The organism is Microvirga sp. RSM25, from assembly GCF_044784385.1.
GTDB lineage: Bacteria > Pseudomonadota > Alphaproteobacteria > Rhizobiales > Beijerinckiaceae > Microvirga > Microvirga tunisiensis.
Genome location: NZ_CP173039.1, coordinates 4,746,014 through 4,765,094 on the forward strand (window position 1 = coordinate 4,746,014; position 19,081 = coordinate 4,765,094).

A 19,081-nucleotide genomic window follows, 5' to 3' on the forward strand; every position below is an offset into this window, starting at 1 on the left:
TCGCATGAACTTTCTCTCGCGCCGCTCGCTTCTTGCCATCGCTGCCGTCACCGACATTGCGCTTCATGCCCGGCCCATGCCGGTCTCGGCCAAGGCGCTTGCCGCCCGGCACAACCTGCCCCCGCGCTATCTGGAGCCAGTCCTGCAGGCTCTGGTCCGTCAGGGCATCCTGAAAGGCGTGCGCGGTCCCCGTGGAGGCTACGAACTGGCCCGCGAGCGGCGGCGGATCACGGCAGGGGACATCGTGCGCATCGCCATGTCGGCCCTGGAGGAGGACGGGTCCTCGCCGTTGCCGGAATCGCGCCTTGCCGAGGCCGTCGTTTCGCCCTTGGTACAGCGCGGAACCGAGGCGTTCCTGGCCGAGCTCGATAAGGTGACGGTGGAGGATTTGTGTCAGAAGGCGCAGGCTGAATCGGCTGTCGAAACGATGTCCACCGTCGATTTCACAATATGAAACGTGAATTGATGTAAATATCGACACCCCGTGCGGGAAAGGTTAAGTTTCGCCGATCTGAAGGAGGAAACCTATGGCTGACACTCTCCATCTGTCGGGCTCCGATGCCAAGCCCGGACGTGGCCGCATCTACGGCTCGATCACGGAAACCATCGGCAACACCCCGCTCGTGCGCCTGAACCGGCTGCCCAAGGAGCGCGGGATAGACGCCGAGATCCTCGTCAAGCTCGAGTTCTTCAACCCGATCTCAAGCGTGAAGGACCGCATCGGCGTCAGCATGATCGAGGCCATGGAAGCCGCCGGCAAGATCAATCCCGATACGACCCTGATCGAGCCGACCTCCGGCAACACCGGCATTGCGCTCGCCTTCGTGGCAGCAGCGCGCGGCTACCGCCTGATCCTGGTGATGCCCGAGACCATGTCCATCGAGCGTCGCAAGATGTTGGCCTATCTCGGCGCGGAGCTCGTTCTCACCCCTGGCCCCATGGGCATGAAGGGCTCGATAGCCAAGGCCGAAGAACTCCTGAACGAAATTCCCAACTCCGTCATTCCGCAGCAGTTCAAGAACCCGGCCAATCCGGAGATCCACCGCAAGACCACGGCGGAGGAGATCTGGAACGACACCAACGGCCAGTTCGACGCCTTCGTGGCCGGTGTCGGCACCGGTGGCACGATCACGGGCGTCGCCCAAGTGATCAAGCCGCGCCTGCCGAACATGAAGGTGATCGCCGTGGAACCGGAGGATTCCCCGGTGCTCTCCGGCGGCCAGCCCGGCCCGCACAAGATCCAGGGCATCGGTGCCGGCTTCGTGCCGGATGTGCTCGACCGCTCGCTCATCGACGATGTGGTGACGGTGGGCAATCAGACGGCGTTCGATACGGCGCGCCAACTCGCGAAACTTGAGGGCATTCCCGGCGGCATCTCGACCGGCGCCAATGTGGCGGCGGCGCTCGAAGTGGCCTCGCGCCCCGAGTTCAAGGGCAAGCGCATCGTCACCGTCGCGCCTTCCTTCGCCGAGCGCTACATCTCGAGTGCTTTGTTCGACGGTCTCTGATTTCTTCATCAGACAAATGATCGAGGGGCGGCTTCACGGCCGCCCCTTTTTGTTTGCGCTCATCCCAAGCGTAGCCAGAACTTCGCCTTGCCCGCCGGGTTCTCCTTGCACTCACGAGATTCGAGCGATGGTTCAAGGAGCTCATCATGGCGGAACGCAAAGCGCCCTATTCATTGAAGGATCAATCGGCGGACCAGATCCGCAACGAGCAGCGCGGCGGCGTCGACAGTCCGGTCGATCCGAACCGGGATGGCGGCGTTGAGGGCAACGCCACCATGCGGCGCGTGTGGAGCGAGCCCGGCGGCGAGGCCTACAATTACCGCCAGGGGCAGACCGGCCAGACCAGCAAGGCCGGCATGGACGGTCACGACGAGCTCACGGCCGCCGAAACGCCGGAGACCACCAAGCACCTGAGCGATGCCAGCCTGTCGCCGGATGACAAGGATGCAACGGCAGAAGCCATCGAGCGCGCGACAGCGGTCAACGGCAAGGACCAAGGCTGACAGGAGCGTATCATGGGCAATGCAGGCTACGGCAACCACACCGACGACACGAAGAACTATGTCGACAGCGAGCGTCCGGACCCGCAGGCGGGTCGCTCGGCCGAGAAGCAGCCCGGCGGCAAGCAGCCGGCGGCAGGCCCGCACGACAAGCCGCACCTGACGAACCCGGATGCGACCCCTGGGGCCGGCTCCTTGCCGGAATCGGGTGATCACGACGCGACGGATTCGACAAGTTCGTAAGGCAAGTTCGTAAGGCGAGTTCGTAAGGACAGAGAGGCCCCCATGACCCAGAACCGGAACTCGGGACCTCGCGTCCCGACGGAACGTCCCGATCCCGAAGCGGCAGAGCGCGACCCAGGTCCCGGCGCTCAGGACCGTCCTGGTTTCGATCTCGGCGGCGCGGTGGATCCATCCAACAAGACGCAGGTTGGCTCGGGCACCATTCCCGGCGGCCCGAAGGGCAGCCCCACGAGCGGCACCGATGCCGGAGGCCGGGCGACCGGGCTTACCGATCCCAGCGGCTCGCGCTCCCTCGGCAATGAGGGTGACGCGGGCTCCGATTCAGGCGCGGGCCCGACCGACGGCTCCGGCGGTCCCGCTTAAGGCAGCAAAGGAAAGACAGCGATGGCAAAACCCGACAACAAGTCCGACAAGGCTACCGAAGAGGATATCAATGCACCCCGGCTGACCCCGCAGGGCCGCGAGAACCCCGAGGCCTCCGGCGAGGATTCGACGAACCCGATGGGCGAGGGTGCGAAGAAGGGACAGCCCAGCAAGGCCGAGGGATAGACCTGTCTGCAGCCGTCATCCGAGTCGGCTATGCCGTCCGGGATGACGATGAAGCCAAAGGAAAAGGCCGCCCAAGGGGCGGCCTTTCAACTTCGCTCGATGCGCTGCGTTTAAGCGCTCAGCGCTTCCTTCGAACGCTCGGCGCGCTTGCGGTCGTTGGGGTCGAGAATTGCCTTGCGGATGCGGATCGACTTCGGCGTCACCTCGACGAGCTCGTCGTCCTGGATCCAGGCGAGCGACTTCTCCAGCGTCATGCGGATCGGCGGGGTCAGGCGCACCGCCTCGTCCTTGGAGGTCGTGCGGATGTTGGTGAGCTTCTTGCCCTTCAGCACGTTCACCTCAAGATCGTTCTCGCGGTTGTGCTCGCCGACGATCATGCCCTGGTAGACCTTCCAGCCGGGCTCGATCATCATCGGGCCGCGGTCTTCGAGGTTCCACAGCGCGTAGGCCACGGCCTCGCCGGAATCGTTCGAGATCAGCACGCCGTTGCGGCGGCCGGCGATCTCGCCGCGATAGGGCTCGTAGGCGTGGAACAGGCGGTTCATGATCGCAGTGCCGCGGGTGTCGGTCATCAGCTCGCCCTGGTAGCCGATGAGGCCGCGGGTCGGAGCGTAGAACACGAGACGCTGGCGGTTGCCGCCCGAGGGGCGCATCTCGACCATGTCGGCGCGGCGCTCGGACATCTTCTGCACCACGACGCCGGAATGCTCCTCGTCCACGTCGATCACCACTTCCTCGATGGGCTCGAGGAGCTGGCCGTTATCGTCCTTCTCGAACACGACGCGGGGACGTGACACGGCGATCTCGAAGCCCTCGCGGCGCATGGTCTCGATCAGGATCGCAAGCTGCAATTCGCCGCGGCCCGAAACGTAGAACGAGTCCTTGTCGGTGGCTTCCTCGATCTTGAGGGTCACGTTGCCTTCCGCTTCCTTGAACAGGCGGTCGCGGATCATGCGGCTCGTGACCTTGTCGCCCTCGGTGCCCGCAAGCGGTGAGTCGTTGACGATGAAGGACATGGTCACGGTCGGCGGATCGATGGGCTGCGCCTGGATCGGAATGTCGTTCTCAGGAGCGCAGAAGGTGTCGGCCACGGAGCCCTTCACAAGGCCCGCGATGGAGACGATGTCGCCCGCCTCGCCGAGCTCGATCGGCTGGCGCTCGAGTCCGCGGAAGGCCAGAATCTTGGACACGCGGCCGGTCTCGACCACCTTGCCCTCGCGGTCGAGCACCTTGATCGACTGGTTCGGCTTCACGGTGCCGGAGCTGATGCGGCCGGTGACGATGCGGCCCAGAAACGGGTTGGCTTCGAGCAGCGTGCCGAGCATGCGGAACGGGCCTTCCTCGGTCTTGGCCGGAGGCACGTGATCGAGCACGAGGTCGAACAGGGGCGCCAGACCCTCGTCGCTCGGGCCTTCCGGCGCCTTCGCCATCCAGCCGTTGCGGCCCGATCCGTAGAGGATCGGGAAGTCGAGCTGCTCGTCAGTGGCGTCGAGCGCCGCGAAGAGGTCGAACACCTCGTTGACCACCTCGATATGACGGGCGTCGGGACGGTCGATCTTGTTGATGGCCACGATGGGCTTGAGACCGATCTTGAGGGCCTTGGAGACCACGAACTTCGTCTGCGGCATCGGGCCTTCGGCCGCGTCCACGAGCACGATGGCGCCGTCGACCATGCTCAGGATGCGCTCCACCTCGCCGCCGAAATCGGCGTGGCCCGGGGTATCGACGATGTTGATGCGGGTGTCCTTCCAGACGACCGAGGTCGCCTTGGCCAGGATGGTGATGCCGCGCTCTTTCTCAAGATCGTTCGAGTCCATGGCGCGCTCTTCCACGCGCTGGTTCTCGCGGAAGCTGCCCGATTGCTGAAGCAGCTTGTCGACGAGGGTGGTCTTGCCGTGGTCGACGTGAGCGATGATGGCGATATTGCGTAGTTTCATAGGGGTCTTTCAAAGCAAAGCGGCCCGGCACGCGGCAAGCGTAGCCGCGCCCCTGGCTCCTACCGGGCGGAAATCTGATGTGCTGCAATATAATGATAAGAGAGCGGCGGCAATAGGGCAGGGTGACGCCTTTCTGGGAAGAGCAGCCAGCACCGTGTGGCCCGGAGCCTGTGGGCTCCGAGCCGGACGGTTGATCGAGGGTGGCGCGAAGGGCAGCCGGGCTCGATGACTATGGTGGAATGGAAGAGCCGGAGTGCCTCTTCGCGCACGGCTTTTTTAGGCGGACAGGAGAGGCAAGCTCAGTCAACCGCCGCAGGCGTGGTCCGTCTGCTCGACGGGGGCCTGCGACCGATCCCGACTACCCACCCACATCCTGGGCCTCCCGTCGACAGGGGTGCGAACCCTGCCACGGGACCGTGCCTGCTTCCGCACTGCGACGCCTCGCGAGCGCGCCCCTCTCAGAAGCAGATCTGTGCAATGATATAGCTCAGCTCACACCCGTCGTCAAGAACAAAGTGAGAACATTACACACGTCCTCACGTCATCACCGGCCTTGTGCCGGTGATCCCGATCGGAACAGCGCTGCGCCTCACCGCATCGGGATGGCCGGGACAGGCCGGCCCTGACGGCAGAGGGTGTCACGGGCCATGATCCCGATCGTCTCGCTCGGCCTCATCCTGAGGAGCCGCGAAAAGCGGCGTCTCGAAGGAGGGTCCGGAGAGCACTGAACTCCTCCTTCGAGACGCAGCCTCACGGCTGCTCCTCAGGATGAGGGCCATGGGTCTGGAAGCGGGATGGCCGGGGCTGATCCCCGGATCAAGTCCGGGACGGCCATGACGGGGAGAGGATGCACGGAGACCAGCCGGTGTCATCCCCGCGAGGACGCGCAGCGGAGGGGGCGGAACCCATCAGCAGCGCCGAGAGCGGGAGTGGAACCCGCTCCCATCTGCGGAGCGCCCGAGACGATGGGCAGCATCATCGTCACACCTTGCCCTGCCATTCACGTTCGGCCATGGGGAAGCATTGAAGTCACATGGAGTTGGCCTAGATGGCTGAGATCCTCAGCCTTCCGAACCCCGGCATGTCGGCCAGAACAACCTTGATCGCCCTCGCACGTCCGGACTTTCAGCCGCCATCGCGGCCAGGGTTGACGCTCGTCGCCAAGGCGTCGGTGCCGTCAGATCCGCCACTCTCTGCCGTCTCGGGCAGCCGGCTCGTGCGCGGAAGACCCAAAAATCTCCGGTAGGCGCATGATGCATGGTAAGCTTGGTCCCAGTCTGGATTTCCTGAGCGGGGGCGGTGAAATGGGTGCGCTCATGCGCGCCCACGACTGGTCCACGTCGCCCCTCGGGCCGCCGGAAAACTGGCCCCAGAGCCTCCGGACCGTGGTGAGCCTGATGCTCACCTCCAAGTTTCCCATGTTCATCGCCTGGGGACCTCACCTCGCCTTCCTGTACAACGACGGCTATCGGCCGATCTTCGGCGCAAAGCACCCGCATGCCCTCGGATTGCCATTCCGGGATGTGTGGTCGGAAATCTGGCCCGACATCGAACCCCTGGTGACGAAGGCTCTCGCAGGGGAGGCGACGTATCACGAGGACCTGCACCTCGTGATGGAGCGCAACGGCTACCCGGAAGATACGTGGTACACCTTCTCCTACTCGCCTGTACGGGACGAGACGGGCGGCATTGCCGGCATGTTCTGCGCCTGCACGGAGACCACGCAGGAGGTCAAGTCCCGCGCGGCGCTGAAAGCGGAGCAGGATCGGCTCCGCGAGCTCTTCAAGCAGGCTCCGGGCTTCATGGCGATGCTGAGCGGGCGCGATCATGTCTTCGAGCTGGCGAACGACGCCTACCTTCAGCTCGTGGGCCACCGTCGTGACATCATGGGCAAACCCGTGCGAGAGGTTCTGCCCGAGGTCGCGGGTCAGGGCTTCTTCGAGCTGCTGGACAAGGTCTACACGACGGGTGAGCCATTCGTCGGACGCAACTTGCGGGTCGGGCTTCAACGAAAACCGGGAAGCCGTGTTGAGGACCGCTTCGTCGACCTCGTCTATCAGCCGATCACCGACAGCGAGGGCAAGGTCACCGGCATCTTCGCCGAAGGGTATGACGTCACGGAGCGGGTTCAGGCCGAAGAGAGCCTGCGTGAGAGCGAGGCACGGTTCCGCAATCTCGCCGACAACGCCCCTGTCATGGTCTGGGTGACGGCACCCGACGGGACTTGTGCCTACCTGTCCCGCTCCTGGTACGAATTCACCGGGCAGACCCTGGAGACCGGCTTAGGGTTCGGTTGGCTGGACGCGATCCACCCGGATGATCGGGACTGGTCGGACGAGGTGTTCCGGAACGCCAATCTCAAGCGGGAAGCATTCCAGCTGGAGTACCGGCTGCGCCGCGCAGACGGAACCTACCGCTGGGCCATCGATGCTGCGGCGCCGCGCTTTGGCAGTGACGGCACCTTTCTCGGCTATGTGGGGTCGGTGCTCGACATCACCGAGCGCAAGCAGATCGAGGATCGCCTGAGCGCAAGCGTGGCGGAGTTCCGAACCGTCACCAATGTAACGCCTGCTCTCGTCTGGGTGTGCTCAGGAACGGGCCGAAGCATCTTCCTGAACCAGCGTTGGCATGAGTTCACTGGCCAGACCGTCGAGGAAGCCGAGGGGCAAGGGTGGGCGCAAGCCATGCACCCCGAGGATGCCGAGCGTATCCTGCCCTACTGGCAGCATTGCCGTGAAACCGGCGAAACTTATGAGGGCGAGGTGCGCTACCGCCGCCGGGACGGGGAGTACCGCTGGCACGCCTTTCGCGCTCTGCCGCATGCCGACCAGAATGGTGTCATCGAGAAATGGTTCGGCGTCAGCGTGGATATTCATGAGCGCAAGGAATGGGACGATCACCGGGAGCTCCTCATCAACGAGCTGAACCACCGCGTGAAGAACACGCTGACCATCGTCCAGGCGATGGCTGCTCAAAAGCCTGCGGCACGTGAGCGACGAGGACCGGCCCAAGGCCCAGGCCTTCGAGGACCGTCTGTTCGCCCTGGCGCGTGCCCATGACGTGCTCACGCGTGAGAACTGGGAAGGGGCGGAGCTTCGGGAGATCATCGACGAGGTTGTCGAACCCTATCTCCGGCAGAAGACAAAGCACTTCGAGATCGAAGGGCCGCGCCTCCGCCTCATTCCCAGGACGGCTCTGGCCATCGCGATGGCGGTCCACGAACTCGCGACGAACGCTGCAAAGTATGGCGCGCTCTCCGTCCCGTCGGGATGCGTCGTCATCACCTGGGCTATCACGCCGGGTGACGTGCCGCGCCTGGTGCTACGGTGGCAGGAGCGGGGTGGGCCGCCCGTGACCGTTCCGACCCGCAGGGGCTTCGGCACGCGGCTGATCGAGCGGAGCCTGGCGCAGGACATCGGGGGAGAGGTTCGGCTGACCTACGCGCCCGCCGGCGCCGTGTGCGTGATGGACATCCCGTTGAGCGAAGCAGGCGGCACGGCGGAACACCCTTCACGGCATTAGGCGAAAAGCCCCAACCCGAACCCGATGCACTCGCGCGATGGCCGAAGAGAATCTGCTTCTAGGAACTGTTGCACAACCCCATGCGTAACCCTGCGGATGCCATGCCTTCCGCAGGAGACAGATCCATGATCCGGGCCGTGCTGACCGTTCTTGCCCTCGCCCCGATAGCGGCGGCGCCTGCTTCTGCGGCGGGATGGGCCGATGACGAGGCCCAGGCCGGTGCCTGCGAGAAGACGCTGGAACTGATGACGGCCAGCAAGATCGACGAGGCCATCGACACGATCTTCCTGGAAGCGCAGCCGTGGGACGCCCAAGCGGCCAAGACGCGCCCGGACTATGAGAAATTGGCCGATTCGATGCGCGGATTCCTGCGAGCCGGCCTTGAATCGGTGCACAAGCAGAACGAGTCGACAAAGGTGCGCTCCCGTCAAACGGTGTCGCGTCCCACCCTGGGTGAGCGGGTCGTTCATCTCGAGCAATGGGAATTCGACAACGGGCGCAAGGTCTATGCCGGTTGCGTCCGCTGGCCCAATCCAGGCTCCGGGAGAGGATGGGTCACCGAGATGGAGTTCGGACCCGATCAGGCCGAGGTGATCAGGCGGCTGGGGGAGAAGGTCAAACGGGCGGGCGCCAAATAGGAGGCATCGGGGCTGCGCCCCGATCTCGCCACCTCACCGCGGCAGCGTGTCCTTGTGGACCTTGCCGTCCTTCATGATGACGAGGAAGTTCCTGTCCGGATCGGCAACGAGATCGAGGTTCTCGAGGGGATTGCCGTCGACCAGCAGCAGGTCCGCCAGCGCTCCCTCCTGCACGACGCCGAGCGTGCCGGGATAGGGATTGCGCAGGCCGGACAGTTTCAGCAATTCGGCATTCGTCGACGTTGCCATGATCAGCGCCTCGGCTGGCGTATACCATCGCTTGAGGGCCGCGAGCATGGCGCCCTGCCGCTTCGCCAGGGCCTCGGAGAACAGGATGTCCGTGCCGAAGGCCGTCTTGATCCCGTATTTCTTCGCCAGCGCATAGACCACGTCGGTGCCGGTGACCACCTGTCCCATCTTGGCCTGCTCCGCGGGCCCGAGCCCGCTCGCGGCCGACATGTCGAGGAAGGGCTGCGTGCTCAACCAGATCCCCTTCTCGGCCATCAGCCGGGCCGTGGCGTCGTCCATCAGATGTCCGTGCTCGATGCACTTCACACCGGCCGCGATCGACCGCTGGATCGACACGGACGTATAGGCATGGGTGCAGACGTAGGTGCCCCAGTTCTCGGCCGCTTCGACCGCGGCGTGCAGTTCGGCCTCGGTGAAAGTGGACACGTCGAGGGGGCTGAACGGGGATGCCACGCCGCCGCCGGCCGTGAGCTTGATCTGCGATGCGCCCTGCATGAGCTGCTCGCGCGTCCGCAATCGCACCTCGTCGGGACTGTCGGCGATCATGCTTCCGCCGAGCTGCTCGACACGGGCGAGCATCCCGCCGATGGTCCTCGGCAGATCCGAGAGCTGGCGAAAGTCGCCATGGCCGCTGGTGATCGTGATGACGGCGCCGGACGGATAGATGCGCGGCCCTGGCAGCAATCCTTCGTCGATGGCGCGCTTGAGATCGAAGGATGGCCCACCCAGGTCACGGATGGTGGTGAACCCGCGCATCAGCGTGGCCGTGGCCTCGGCCCCGGCCAGGAGGGTGGAATAGCCGATGCCGCTGGACAGAAGCGTCACGGGCGTCGGCCGCACCATCATCGCATGCCAATGCATGTCGATCAGGCCCGGCATCAGCACGCGCCCGCTCCCGGGGAGGACCCGGACGCCGGTCTCCGCCGCGACGTCGATCGGGTCGGCCGATATGCGCTCGATGACGTTTCCCCTCACCAGAACATGAGAGGGACCCGACAGCGTTGCGCTCTTCCCGTCGAAGATCCGGACGTTTTCGAAGAGAACTGGCGCGTTGCGGTCTCTAGCGGGCGATTGCGGCTGCGCCACGGTCGCCGAGGAATGCCCGATCGTCAGAGCTCCCGCCAGGACGAGCAATCGGGACAAGGTGTGCTTCAGATTGCTGACCATTCGTCTGCCGGACATTGCGACCACCTGTTCCCGTGAGCTGCCCCCTTGCACACCGCCGAGGGCATTGAAGTCTTGGTTGAGAAGCCTCGTCTCTGTCCGTGCGTCTGACCATCAGGGAAAACCCTGAAATCGGCAGGGGCGATATGGGAGACGACACGGACCTGACCCCGCCCGGCGTAAAGTGTTCAGGCCGACATCGAATACGACATTCGCCGGGAAGCCCGCCTGGCGCTCTCTTCCTCCGTGTGCGACCTTCCTGATCCCGGTATCATTGACTCCGCGGAGCCGCGGCGTTGGCCGCCGCGACACGCCACACGGTATTGCCCGTATCGTCGGCAATGAGGAGGGCGCCGGTGCCGTCGATGGCGACTCCGACCGGCCGACCGCGGGCCTGGTCGCCCTCCAGAAACCCGGTCACCACATCCTGCGCCTTGCCGGCCGGTCTGCCATTCTCGAACGGCACATAGACCACCTTGTAGCCGTTGAAGGCCTTGCGGTTCCAGCTGCCGTGCTCGCCGATGAAGGCGCCGTTCCTGTAAGGCTCCGGCAAGGACGAGTTCATCGAGAAGGTCAGGCCGAGCGCCGCGACATGGCTGGACAGGGCATAGTCGGGCTTGATCGCCTTCTGAACCATCTCGGGGCGCGGCGGGTGCACGCGCTCGTCCACGTGATTGCCGAAATAGCTCCACGGCCAGCCGTAGAACCCGCCCTCCTGCACCGACGTCAGGTAATCCGGCACGAGATTGGGTCCGAGTTCGTCACGCTCGTTCACGACCGTCCAGAGCGCTCCTGTCTCGGGATGGAAGCTCAGGCCATTGGGGTTGCGCAAGCCCGAGGCGAAGAGCCGGGACGCGCCTGTCGCGCGGTCCACCTGCCAGATCGCGGCCCGGCCCTTCTCGGCCTCGAGTCCACGCTCGCCGGCATTCGAGTTGGAGCCGACGGAGGCATAGAGAAACCGCCCGTCCGGGCTCAGCGCCAGATCCTTGGTCCAGTGGTGATTGATCGGTCCGCCCGGAAGCGGCGCCAGCTCCTTCGGCGGCGCGGTGATCTCCGTCTGACCGAGCTGGTAGGGATAGGCCAGGATCGCATCGGCTGCGGCGACGTAGAGCGTGCCGTCGTGCCAGACGACGCCGAAAGGCGAGTTGAGATTCTTCAAAGGTCCTTGCGCTCGTCGACCTTGCCGTCGCGGTTCGTGTCGCGCAGGAGCGTGATCAGGTTGCTCTCCTTCGACGGCCCGGTGTCACCTTTCGCCACCGCCATGACCCATTCGCGGATGAAGTCCTTGGGCCGCGCCTTCGGCTTGCCTTCGGGCGCGCGCGACTGCACGACGAGCACGTCGCCGTTCGGCAAGGGGCGTACCATGCGCGGACTCACGAGGTCCTTGGCGTAGACCGTTACCGTCAACCCGTCAGGAACCGTCGGCGACTGACCGTCCTTCCAGCCGACGACCTCGGCGACTTTCAGGTCGGGCATGATTTCCGCGCTGGGCTCCGGCAGAACCGGATCCGGACCGATCTGGCTTGCGGTGTCGAAGTTTCCATTGCCGTCGTCGCAGCCCATGAGCGTGAGCGTGAGGAGGCAGGTTCCCGTGAGAGCGGCGGCACGCTGCAGGCGGAAGCAATCAATCATGGTTGCGCACTCCCATGCCGTGGGCATGAACAAGCGAGACGCTGAGCCAGAGCGTGACGAGCATGACCAGCACCGTCAGTGCCGAGAGGGTCAGCCCCCAGGGCATGACCGCAGTCCAGCCGTCGGCGGTGTGAACAAGGTTGTTGAAGAAGGCCAGGATCAGCACGACAAGGGTTCCGATGGCAGCCGGCCAGGCAAACCTCACGGCGCGGGCTCCGAAGCGGACCAGGAAGGAGACCGCGCCGAACAGGGCCGCAGCGACGCCGACGGTGATTCCCGCCAGCAGGAGCCAGGCGGAGAACTCCAGCCACATCAGATTCGACGTCCGCCAATAGGCGATGTCGGTTGCGAGCGCGAGCGTGAAGCACGCGATCGGAAACGACGCCAGCAACCGGTGGATCGTGTGCCCGGCAATCGCAGCGTTCGACGGCCGGTACGGGGCATGGAGCGACGGCATCGGGCCTCTCTGAAGTCGATGACACTTCAAGTCGACGGCCGAGCTTCCGTTAAGTTCCCCATCTCCACCTAAGGGCAGCCTCACATCAACGCGAGACGATCGGGAATGGCAGCACGCGGAGCCGGGCCGCTCCCGTCGGACATCAAAATGGCCGAGACGTGCCCGGCCATGACGGGATGGTGGCAGGACGGAAAGAGTGTGCGCCATGACGAGCAGGTGTCGGCACCAATGGGAGAGGGACAGGCGCGCCACCTCACCGCGCTATCACGGACCAGGAATGACAGTGGCGCATTCCGACCCACGTCATGGCCGGCCTTGTGCCGGCCATCCCGATCATTTGAAGCACGGCGTTTCAGACAATCGGGATTACCGGGACAAGCCCGGTGATGACGGCTGGGGGATGGATGACGGGCGGAGCATCACCCCCACCCGATTGACGCCCCCGCCTGCAACCGTGTTATCTCGTCACCGGAGCCGTCTGTCCCCGGCTCTGAGGCGTGAGACCCCCCCGTAAAGCGGCCGGCATCGGCCGTCAACGATGCCTTCCCAACCTTACGGTCGGGGAGGCGCTGTCGCATGTCCAGGGTGAAAGCCTAAAGGGCAGCGCGGTCGTCCTTGTGCGGCTTCGCAGCTCCCCGACCACCAGCCCCGCTGGTGGTCGCTTCACCTCAAGGGGAGTTGCCGCCATGGACCAGCCGTACAGCCTCTGGGCCGATTGGCTCACCAAGTTCCAAAGCTCGTCCGAACCGATCCAGGCGCTCTGGCTCCTCGCCGGGCTGCTGACCCTTCTCGGCCTTGCCTGGCTCGTGCTGCGGGCGTTGAGCGATCTCATCGGTCTCGCACGTCGCGAGCGCCGCTGGCGCGGCCATCTGGTCTACGGCGTGTACCAGGACGGCCAGGGCCGCTGGATGGTCTACCGGCACGGCCGTAAACCGCAGGAGATCGACTGGGCAAACCCACCGCCGGAACTGATCGGACGCGGAACGGTCGTGCAGGGCGTCTTCCGCAGGCCGGAGGGGTGATGCGTCTGCGGTGTCATTGCTCCTCGCTGTCATCCCCGCGCAGGCGAGGATCCATAACCACTGAGGTTGCAGAAAGGGTGCGATGCCGTGCGCCTTATTCCTCAGCGCCAGCGGTTATGGATTTCTACGGCGCATCGCTTCGGCTCGGGCTCCCGCTCGGCTCGCCCCGGAATGACACGCCTTATTTCGCCTCCCACGTCATGCCCGCACGCGCTGCGGCCATCCACATCTTTGATCCGCGAGCAGGAAGACCGTACTTCTGTACCGATCAATCTCCTAAATGACCCATAAGTCCGTGAATTCCAGATTTGCCTTGTTGGTCAGCGTCGCGAAATGCACGGCTTTCGATGATCCCGTTCCATCCTGATCGTAAGAGAGAGCACCCGTCTTTTTATTGTAGATGATGCGATCCTGCTTGTCCTGGGATTGGCTGCCCACATGGAAGGCCTCCTTCTTCAAGGCGCCAACCTTGAAGAGCTTCTTGAAGATCGCATTTTCAAGATAGATCTTGTCCTGCTTTGGCAGGAAATCGGAAATCTTGTCGACGTTGTTCTTCCCGAGCTTCGTGGTGAAGGCAAAAACGTCATTGCCGCTGCCACCGGTCAATGTGTCGTTACCCAGATATCCATTCAAGAGATCTTGTCCCGCGGTGCCGACCAGTTTGTCCTTACCTTTCGATCCCGAAATCTCTTCCCGAACATCCGTGACGGAAATCGTGAAGGTTGCGGGCAGACCGTCCTTCTCACCGTCGTTCGCAACAACCGTGACCTTGTGGCTCGCTGCCTTCTCGAAATCGAGAGGAACCGTGCCGGAAGCGACCAGCTTGTCGCCCATGATGCTAAAGCGCCCCCCGGCATCGTCGGTCAGCTTGTAGCGTATAGGATCGCCATTGGCGTCGGTCGCTTTAAGGGTACCGACGACTTGACCGGCAGTAGCGTTCTCCGCAACGGACGTTCCTGTGAGCGTCGGCTCGGTCGGCGTCCAGTTCGTTTCGGCATTCACGGTAAGAACCGCTTGGGCTTTCCGGCCCCCCTTATCGTAAGCCGTGATCGTCACGGTTACATGCTCGGCATAAACGAAGTCGCCGGGCGTGTAGGCGAGGCCTCGCACGAACTCGTTGATCATCTCCGCAGTGGCGGATTGATTGAAGGAGATCCTTGCCTCGTCGAAGATATAACCCCGGCCGATCTGCCCGATGACGGTCCCTTTGTAAATCAAGGTTTGATCGAAGGAGTTGTCGACGATTTTGAAATTGCTGCTGACCTCAAAATCGTTCATGACGAAATAAGAGCCGGTGTCCGACACTGAAATGGCAAGAGACGCGATAGGTCCGCCATCATCCGAAATGAGGGCGTTGCCATCGGGATCCAGTCTCACGCTTCCGCCTTCGCGGACATCGAAGCTTCCGCTAAGGCCCGTCAGCGTCGGAGCTGCATCAATCCAAACGTTCGAGCCCTCCACGATTCGATCAAATCCATGGCTGAAAAGGTCGGCCCTGCTGGCAGGGGTCGTGATGGGGCCATTGAGAGTAATCGTTTCGCCCTGGCCCTCGAACGCTCTGAGCTTCAACGCAAGCGCCAGGTTGCTGACCGTCACGTTCGCCTGATTGTCGGCGACATATACCACATCGAAGTTACTGAACGTTTTGCCGCTCAGATCGATATTCGTCCCGGTCAAAGTCAGCGAGGCTCTCGAGCTCGTCGATCTCGCGAGCGAGGTCACACCGGCAAGCTGATCTCCCGAAATCCGTATCGACGGATAATCGCCTTGCACCGCTTCTGACACGATCTCGGAAATTCCGGACAGCGTCACGTAAGCGAAATCGAATGTGCCGCCTCCTTTGAGAACCAGGGTATCCGTTCCTGACCCGGCAAAGGCGCTCCCGGGGAAATTGTTGGCGGTCACTTCGCTGCGGGCCATAGGGTTCTCTCATTCAGCCGAGTGTTGACACCCCGTTCTGTAACATAAAAACGTTATCTTGCAAGGACGGACATTGCGCGCAACATCCGATTGAAAAATGCAACGGGATGCCGTTCGGGCGAGCGCTCGTGGAACGCTCGCCCGAATTGACGGTAGAGGACCTTTACAGCCCCAGCTTCTTCTTGCGCTGGGCCAGGGTGCGCAACCGCAGCGCGTTGAGCTTGATGAAGCCGGCGGCGTCGCGGTGGTCGTAGGCCACGGCGCCTTCCTCGAAGGTGACGAGGTCCTGGTCGTAGAGAGAGTAGGGGCTCGTGCGGCCGATGAGGTGGACGCCGCCCTTGTAGAGCTTGAGCGTCACGTCGCCGGTGACGAATTCCTGGGATTTGTCGATCAGTGCCTGGAGCATCTCGCGCTCCGGCGAGAACCAGAAGCCGTTATAGATGAGCTCGGCGTATTTCGGCATCAGCTCGTCCTTCAGATGCGCGGCGCCGCGGTCGAGGGTGATCGACTCGATGCCGCGATGGGCGAGGTGAAGGATCGTGCCGCCGGGGGTCTCGTACATGCCGCGGCTCTTCATGCCGACGAAGCGGTTCTCGACGAGGTCGAGGCGGCCGATGCCGTTGACCTTGCCGAGCTCGTTGAGCTTCGCCAGCAGGTCGGCCGGGCCCAGCTTCCGGCCGTCGATGGCGATCGGGTCGCCCTTCTCGAACGTGATGGTGATGACGGTGGGCGTGTCGGGCGCGCTCTCGGGACCGTCGGTGCGCGAATAGACGTAATCCGGCACTTCGACGGAGGGATCCTCCAGCACCTTGCCCTCGGAGGAGGCATGCAGGAGGTTCGCGTCGACGGAGAACGGCGCCTCGCCGCGCTTGTCCTTGGCGATGGGGATCTGGTTCTGCTCGGCGAAGGCGATGAGCTGCTCGCGGGAGCGCAGGTCCCATTCGCGCCAGGGGGCGATCACGGTCACGTCGGGCTTGAGGGCATAATAGGCGAGCTCGAAGCGCACCTGATCGTTGCCCTTGCCGGTGGCGCCGTGAGCGACCGCGTCGGCGCCGACCTTCTCGGCGATCTCGATCTGCTTCTTGGCGATCAGCGGACGGGCGATGGAGGTGCCGAGCAGGTAGAGGCCCTCGTATTGCGCGTTGGCGCGGAACATCGGGAACACGTAGTCGCGCACGAACTCGTCGCGCAGGTCCTCGATGAAGATGTTCTCCGGCTTGATGCCCAGAAGCTCGGCCTTCTTGCGCGCCGGCTCCAGCTCCTCGCCCTGGCCGAGATCGGCGGTAAACGTCACCACCTCGCAGCCATAGGTGGTCTGCAGCCACTTGAGGATGATGGAGGTGTCGAGGCCGCCGGAATAGGCGAGCACGACCTTGTTCACGCGCTTCTCAGCCATAGCAAAGGGTTCCAGAGTGCAAGAGTCCAGTGAAAGGGTGCTCGCGACTTAGAACATCGGACCTGAAAGTGGAAGCCACTTTCGGTCGGATCGCATGGTATGCCCGCTCTGCATTCCTGACCAGAAAGCCAGGGGGCTGCCATAACTTAAAGGAACGCGATAGGTCAGATCATGGAGCGAAAAGCCGGCTTTGGAAGCGGGCCGGTTCCTTCCTCCAGGGCTCTGGCAGTGAAAGGCGCTCATGATCCGTCAGCCGAACCTCGAATTCTGGTACGAATTCGCCTCCACCTATTCCTATCTCGCCGCCATGCGCGTCGAAAAGGCCGCCGCGGAGGCCGGCGTGGTGCTCCTCTGGCGGCCGTTCCTGCTCGGGCCCGTCTTCAAGGCCCAAGGCCTGGAGACCTCGCCCTTTGCGCGCTATCCGGACAAGGGGCGCTACATGTGGCGGGACATGGAGCGGGAGGCCGCCCGGCTCGGTCTGCCCTTCTACCGCCCCAAGACCTTTCCCCAGAATGGGCTCACGGCGGCGCGCATCGCGCTCCTGGGCATCGAGCCCGGCTGGACCCCCGCCTTCACGAAGGCCGTCTACACGGCCGAGTTTGGCGAGTGCCGCGACATCGCCGATCCGGCGGTGCTGACCGGCATTCTGACGGAGCTGGGGCTCGCGGCCGAGGCCATCCTGGCCGAGGCGCAGACAGACGCCAACAAGATGCGCCTGCGCCGGATGGGCGACGAGGTCCAGTCCCGCGGCATCTTCGGCGCGCCGACCTTCTTCACCGAGGACGGCGAGATGTTCTGGGGCAACGACCGCCTCGAACAGGCCCTCGACTGGGCCGTCGCCCAGGCAAGGCGCTCGGACTGGCCGGTTTGACCCGAGGTCGAGCTGGCTCTATGTCGGGGTCAACCAAATAAGGCCGCAGTGACACGCCAAACGCTGCCGCCCCTTCCGACAATCCTTCCATCCTCTCCGTAAAGCCATGCGCTCCTCGTTTGGAGCGTGTGCCCACGTTGGAAAACGAGTCGCATGATGTTGATGAAAAACAGTGTCGCCGACCAGAAAGGCCGTCTCAAGTCGATCCTCGGCGGATCGGCCGGCAACATGGTCGAGTGGTACGATTGGTACGTCTATTCAGCCTTCACCCTCTATTTCGCGCCCATCTTCTTTCCCAAGGGCGATCAGACCGCCCAGCTCCTGAACGCGGCGGCCGTCTTCGCCGTCGGCTTCCTCATGCGCCCGATCGGCGCCTGGATCATGGGCATCTATGCCGACCGGAAGGGCCGCAAGGCGGGCCTCACCCTCTCGGTGACGCTGATGTGCACGGGCTCGCTGATGATCGCCGTCACGCCGGGCTATGACAGCATCGGCGTGCTCGCTCCGATCATCCTGATTCTGGCGCGCCTGCTCCAGGGCATCAGCGTCGGCGGCGAGTACGGCGCCAGCGCGACCTACCTGAGCGAAATGGCAGGAAAAAGCCGGCGCGGCTTCTTCTCGAGCTTCCAGTACGTGACGCTGATCTCGGGTCAGCTGATCGCGCTTGCCGTGCTGCTGATCCTGCAGCAGGCCATGTCCGAGCAGAATCTCGAGGCCTGGGGCTGGCGCATCCCGTTCGCCATCGGCGGCGTGCTCGCGGTGATCGTGTTCTACCTCCGCCGCGGCCTCGCCGAGACGGAATCCTACAAGAACGCGCAGGGCGCGGCGGCGCCACGCTCCAGCGGCCTCGCGCTCTTTACCAAATATCCCCGCCAGGCCTTCACGGTCATCGCGCTCACCGCCGGCGGCACGCTCGCCTTCTATGCCTATACCACCTACCTGCAGAAGTTCCTGGTCAACACCTCGGGCTTCTCCCGCGAGTCGGCGAGCCAGATCACGGCGGCGGCGCTCTTCGTCTTCATGCTGCTGCAGCCCGTGGCCGGCGCCTTGTCGGACAAGATCGGCCGCAAGCCCCTGATGGTGGGCTTCGGCATTCTCGGCGTGCTGTTCACCTACCTGATCTTCTCGACGCTCGCCGGCGCGAAGGATCCGTATGTGGCCTTCGCCCTCTGCCTCGCGGCGCTCGTGATCGTCACCGGCTATACCTCGATCAACGCGGTGGTGAAGGCCGAGATGTTCCCGGCGCATATCCGGGCGCTGGGCGTCGCCTTGCCCTATGCCATCGCCAACACGGTCTTCGGCGGCACGGCCGAATACGTGGCGCTCTGGTTCAAGCAGGCCGGCATCGAATACGGCTTCTTCTGGTACGTGACCGCCATGATCGGCCTGTCCCTCATCGTCTATCTCGGGATGAAGGACACCCGCGAGCACAGCCTCATTCACGAGGACTGAGGACGAGCCCTCTGACATCGA

The 19,081-nt window shown here is 63.9% G+C and carries 17 protein-coding genes and 1 pseudogene; 12 read left to right on the plus strand and 6 right to left on the minus strand.

Annotation, left to right across the window (positions count from 1 at the left end):
- Positions 1-4 precede the first annotated feature (4 nt).
- The 6 genes from ACD578_RS22595 to ACD578_RS22620 all read left to right on the plus strand — a co-directional run bounded on the left by ACD578_RS22595 (position 5) and on the right by ACD578_RS22620 (position 2,800).
- Positions 5-454, plus strand: a complete 450-nt coding sequence (locus ACD578_RS22595; RefSeq protein WP_152709518.1) for an Rrf2 family transcriptional regulator — start codon at positions 5-7, stop codon at positions 452-454.
- A 73-nt stretch (positions 455-527) separates the two neighbouring features.
- Positions 528-1,508: a cysteine synthase A gene (gene cysK, locus ACD578_RS22600; RefSeq protein WP_404288689.1), complete on the plus strand. Its 981-nt coding sequence runs from the start codon at positions 528-530 to the stop codon at positions 1,506-1,508.
- Between the two features lie 146 nt (positions 1,509-1,654).
- Positions 1,655-2,011, plus strand: a complete 357-nt coding sequence (locus ACD578_RS22605) for a hypothetical protein (protein ID WP_404288691.1) — start codon at positions 1,655-1,657, stop codon at positions 2,009-2,011.
- A 12-nt stretch (positions 2,012-2,023) separates the two neighbouring features.
- Positions 2,024-2,251: a hypothetical protein gene (locus tag ACD578_RS22610; protein ID WP_404288693.1), complete on the plus strand. Its 228-nt coding sequence runs from the start codon at positions 2,024-2,026 to the stop codon at positions 2,249-2,251.
- Between the two features lie 42 nt (positions 2,252-2,293).
- On the plus strand, positions 2,294-2,614 hold the full coding sequence (locus ACD578_RS22615; RefSeq protein WP_404288695.1) for a hypothetical protein: 321 nt from the start codon (positions 2,294-2,296) through the stop codon (positions 2,612-2,614).
- Positions 2,615-2,635: 21 nt separating this feature from the next.
- Positions 2,636-2,800 carry a hypothetical protein gene (locus tag ACD578_RS22620; protein ID WP_404288697.1) on the plus strand — a complete coding sequence of 55 codons (165 nt, stop codon included), beginning with the start codon at positions 2,636-2,638 and terminating at the stop codon, positions 2,798-2,800.
- Between the two features lie 110 nt (positions 2,801-2,910).
- Here the strand turns inward: ACD578_RS22620 and typA are convergent, their stop codons facing one another.
- Positions 2,911-4,737 (minus strand): translational GTPase TypA, encoded by a 1,827-nt coding sequence (gene typA, locus ACD578_RS22625; RefSeq protein WP_404288699.1) that lies wholly within the window; start codon positions 4,735-4,737, stop codon positions 2,911-2,913.
- A gap of 1,250 nt (positions 4,738-5,987) precedes the next feature.
- On the opposite strand from typA, the gene ACD578_RS22630 reads away from it, so the two are divergent.
- The 3 genes from ACD578_RS22630 to ACD578_RS22640 all read left to right on the plus strand — a co-directional run bounded on the left by ACD578_RS22630 (position 5,988) and on the right by ACD578_RS22640 (position 8,897).
- Entirely contained in the window at positions 5,988-7,796 is a 1,809-nt protein-coding gene (locus ACD578_RS22630) for a PAS domain S-box protein (RefSeq protein ID WP_404288701.1), read from the plus strand.
- Positions 7,726-8,259, plus strand: a complete 534-nt coding sequence (locus ACD578_RS22635; RefSeq protein ID WP_404288703.1) for a sensor histidine kinase — start codon at positions 7,726-7,728, stop codon at positions 8,257-8,259. Before ACD578_RS22630 ends, ACD578_RS22635 begins: the two co-directional genes overlap by 71 nt.
- Positions 8,260-8,384: 125 nt before the next feature.
- The gene (locus ACD578_RS22640; protein WP_404288705.1) at positions 8,385-8,897 is read left to right on the plus strand and encodes a hypothetical protein; all 513 of its coding nucleotides are present in this window, start codon (positions 8,385-8,387) and stop codon (positions 8,895-8,897) included.
- 33 nt (positions 8,898-8,930) lie between these two features.
- Here ACD578_RS22640 and ACD578_RS22645 read toward each other — a convergent pair whose 3' ends face one another.
- The 3 genes and pseudogenes from ACD578_RS22645 to ACD578_RS22655 all read right to left on the minus strand — a co-directional run bounded on the left by ACD578_RS22645 (position 8,931) and on the right by ACD578_RS22655 (position 12,399).
- Positions 8,931-10,328 (minus strand): amidohydrolase family protein, encoded by a 1,398-nt coding sequence (locus ACD578_RS22645; protein ID WP_404288707.1) that lies wholly within the window; start codon positions 10,326-10,328, stop codon positions 8,931-8,933.
- Between the two features lie 277 nt (positions 10,329-10,605).
- Positions 10,606-11,873, minus strand: a pseudogene (locus tag ACD578_RS22650) (PQQ-dependent sugar dehydrogenase); the annotation flags it as partial.
- Between the two features lie 61 nt (positions 11,874-11,934).
- The gene (locus ACD578_RS22655) at positions 11,935-12,399 is read right to left on the minus strand and encodes a DUF2231 domain-containing protein (RefSeq protein WP_404288709.1); all 465 of its coding nucleotides are present in this window, start codon (positions 12,397-12,399) and stop codon (positions 11,935-11,937) included.
- Positions 12,400-13,085: 686 nt separating this feature from the next.
- Here ACD578_RS22655 and ACD578_RS22660 point away from each other — a divergent pair.
- A complete protein-coding gene (locus ACD578_RS22660; RefSeq protein ID WP_404288711.1) occupies positions 13,086-13,421 on the plus strand; it encodes a hypothetical protein in 336 nt (111 codons plus the stop codon).
- 276 nt (positions 13,422-13,697) lie between these two features.
- Here the strand turns inward: ACD578_RS22660 and ACD578_RS22665 are convergent, their stop codons facing one another.
- Complete coding sequence (locus tag ACD578_RS22665; RefSeq protein ID WP_404288713.1) at positions 13,698-15,341, minus strand: cadherin domain-containing protein; 1,644 nt, start codon at positions 15,339-15,341, stop codon at positions 13,698-13,700.
- A 163-nt stretch (positions 15,342-15,504) separates the two neighbouring features.
- The gene (locus tag ACD578_RS22670; protein ID WP_404288715.1) at positions 15,505-16,737 is read right to left on the minus strand and encodes an argininosuccinate synthase; all 1,233 of its coding nucleotides are present in this window, start codon (positions 16,735-16,737) and stop codon (positions 15,505-15,507) included.
- Between the two features lie 241 nt (positions 16,738-16,978).
- On the opposite strand from ACD578_RS22670, the gene ACD578_RS22675 reads away from it, so the two are divergent.
- Together ACD578_RS22675 and ACD578_RS22680 are read left to right on the plus strand one after the other, a co-directional pair.
- On the plus strand, positions 16,979-17,608 hold the full coding sequence (locus ACD578_RS22675; RefSeq protein ID WP_404288717.1) for a 2-hydroxychromene-2-carboxylate isomerase: 630 nt from the start codon (positions 16,979-16,981) through the stop codon (positions 17,606-17,608).
- 156 nt (positions 17,609-17,764) lie between these two features.
- Complete coding sequence (locus tag ACD578_RS22680) at positions 17,765-19,060, plus strand: MFS transporter (protein ID WP_404293999.1); 1,296 nt, start codon at positions 17,765-17,767, stop codon at positions 19,058-19,060.
- Positions 19,061-19,081: the final 21 nt, after the last annotated feature.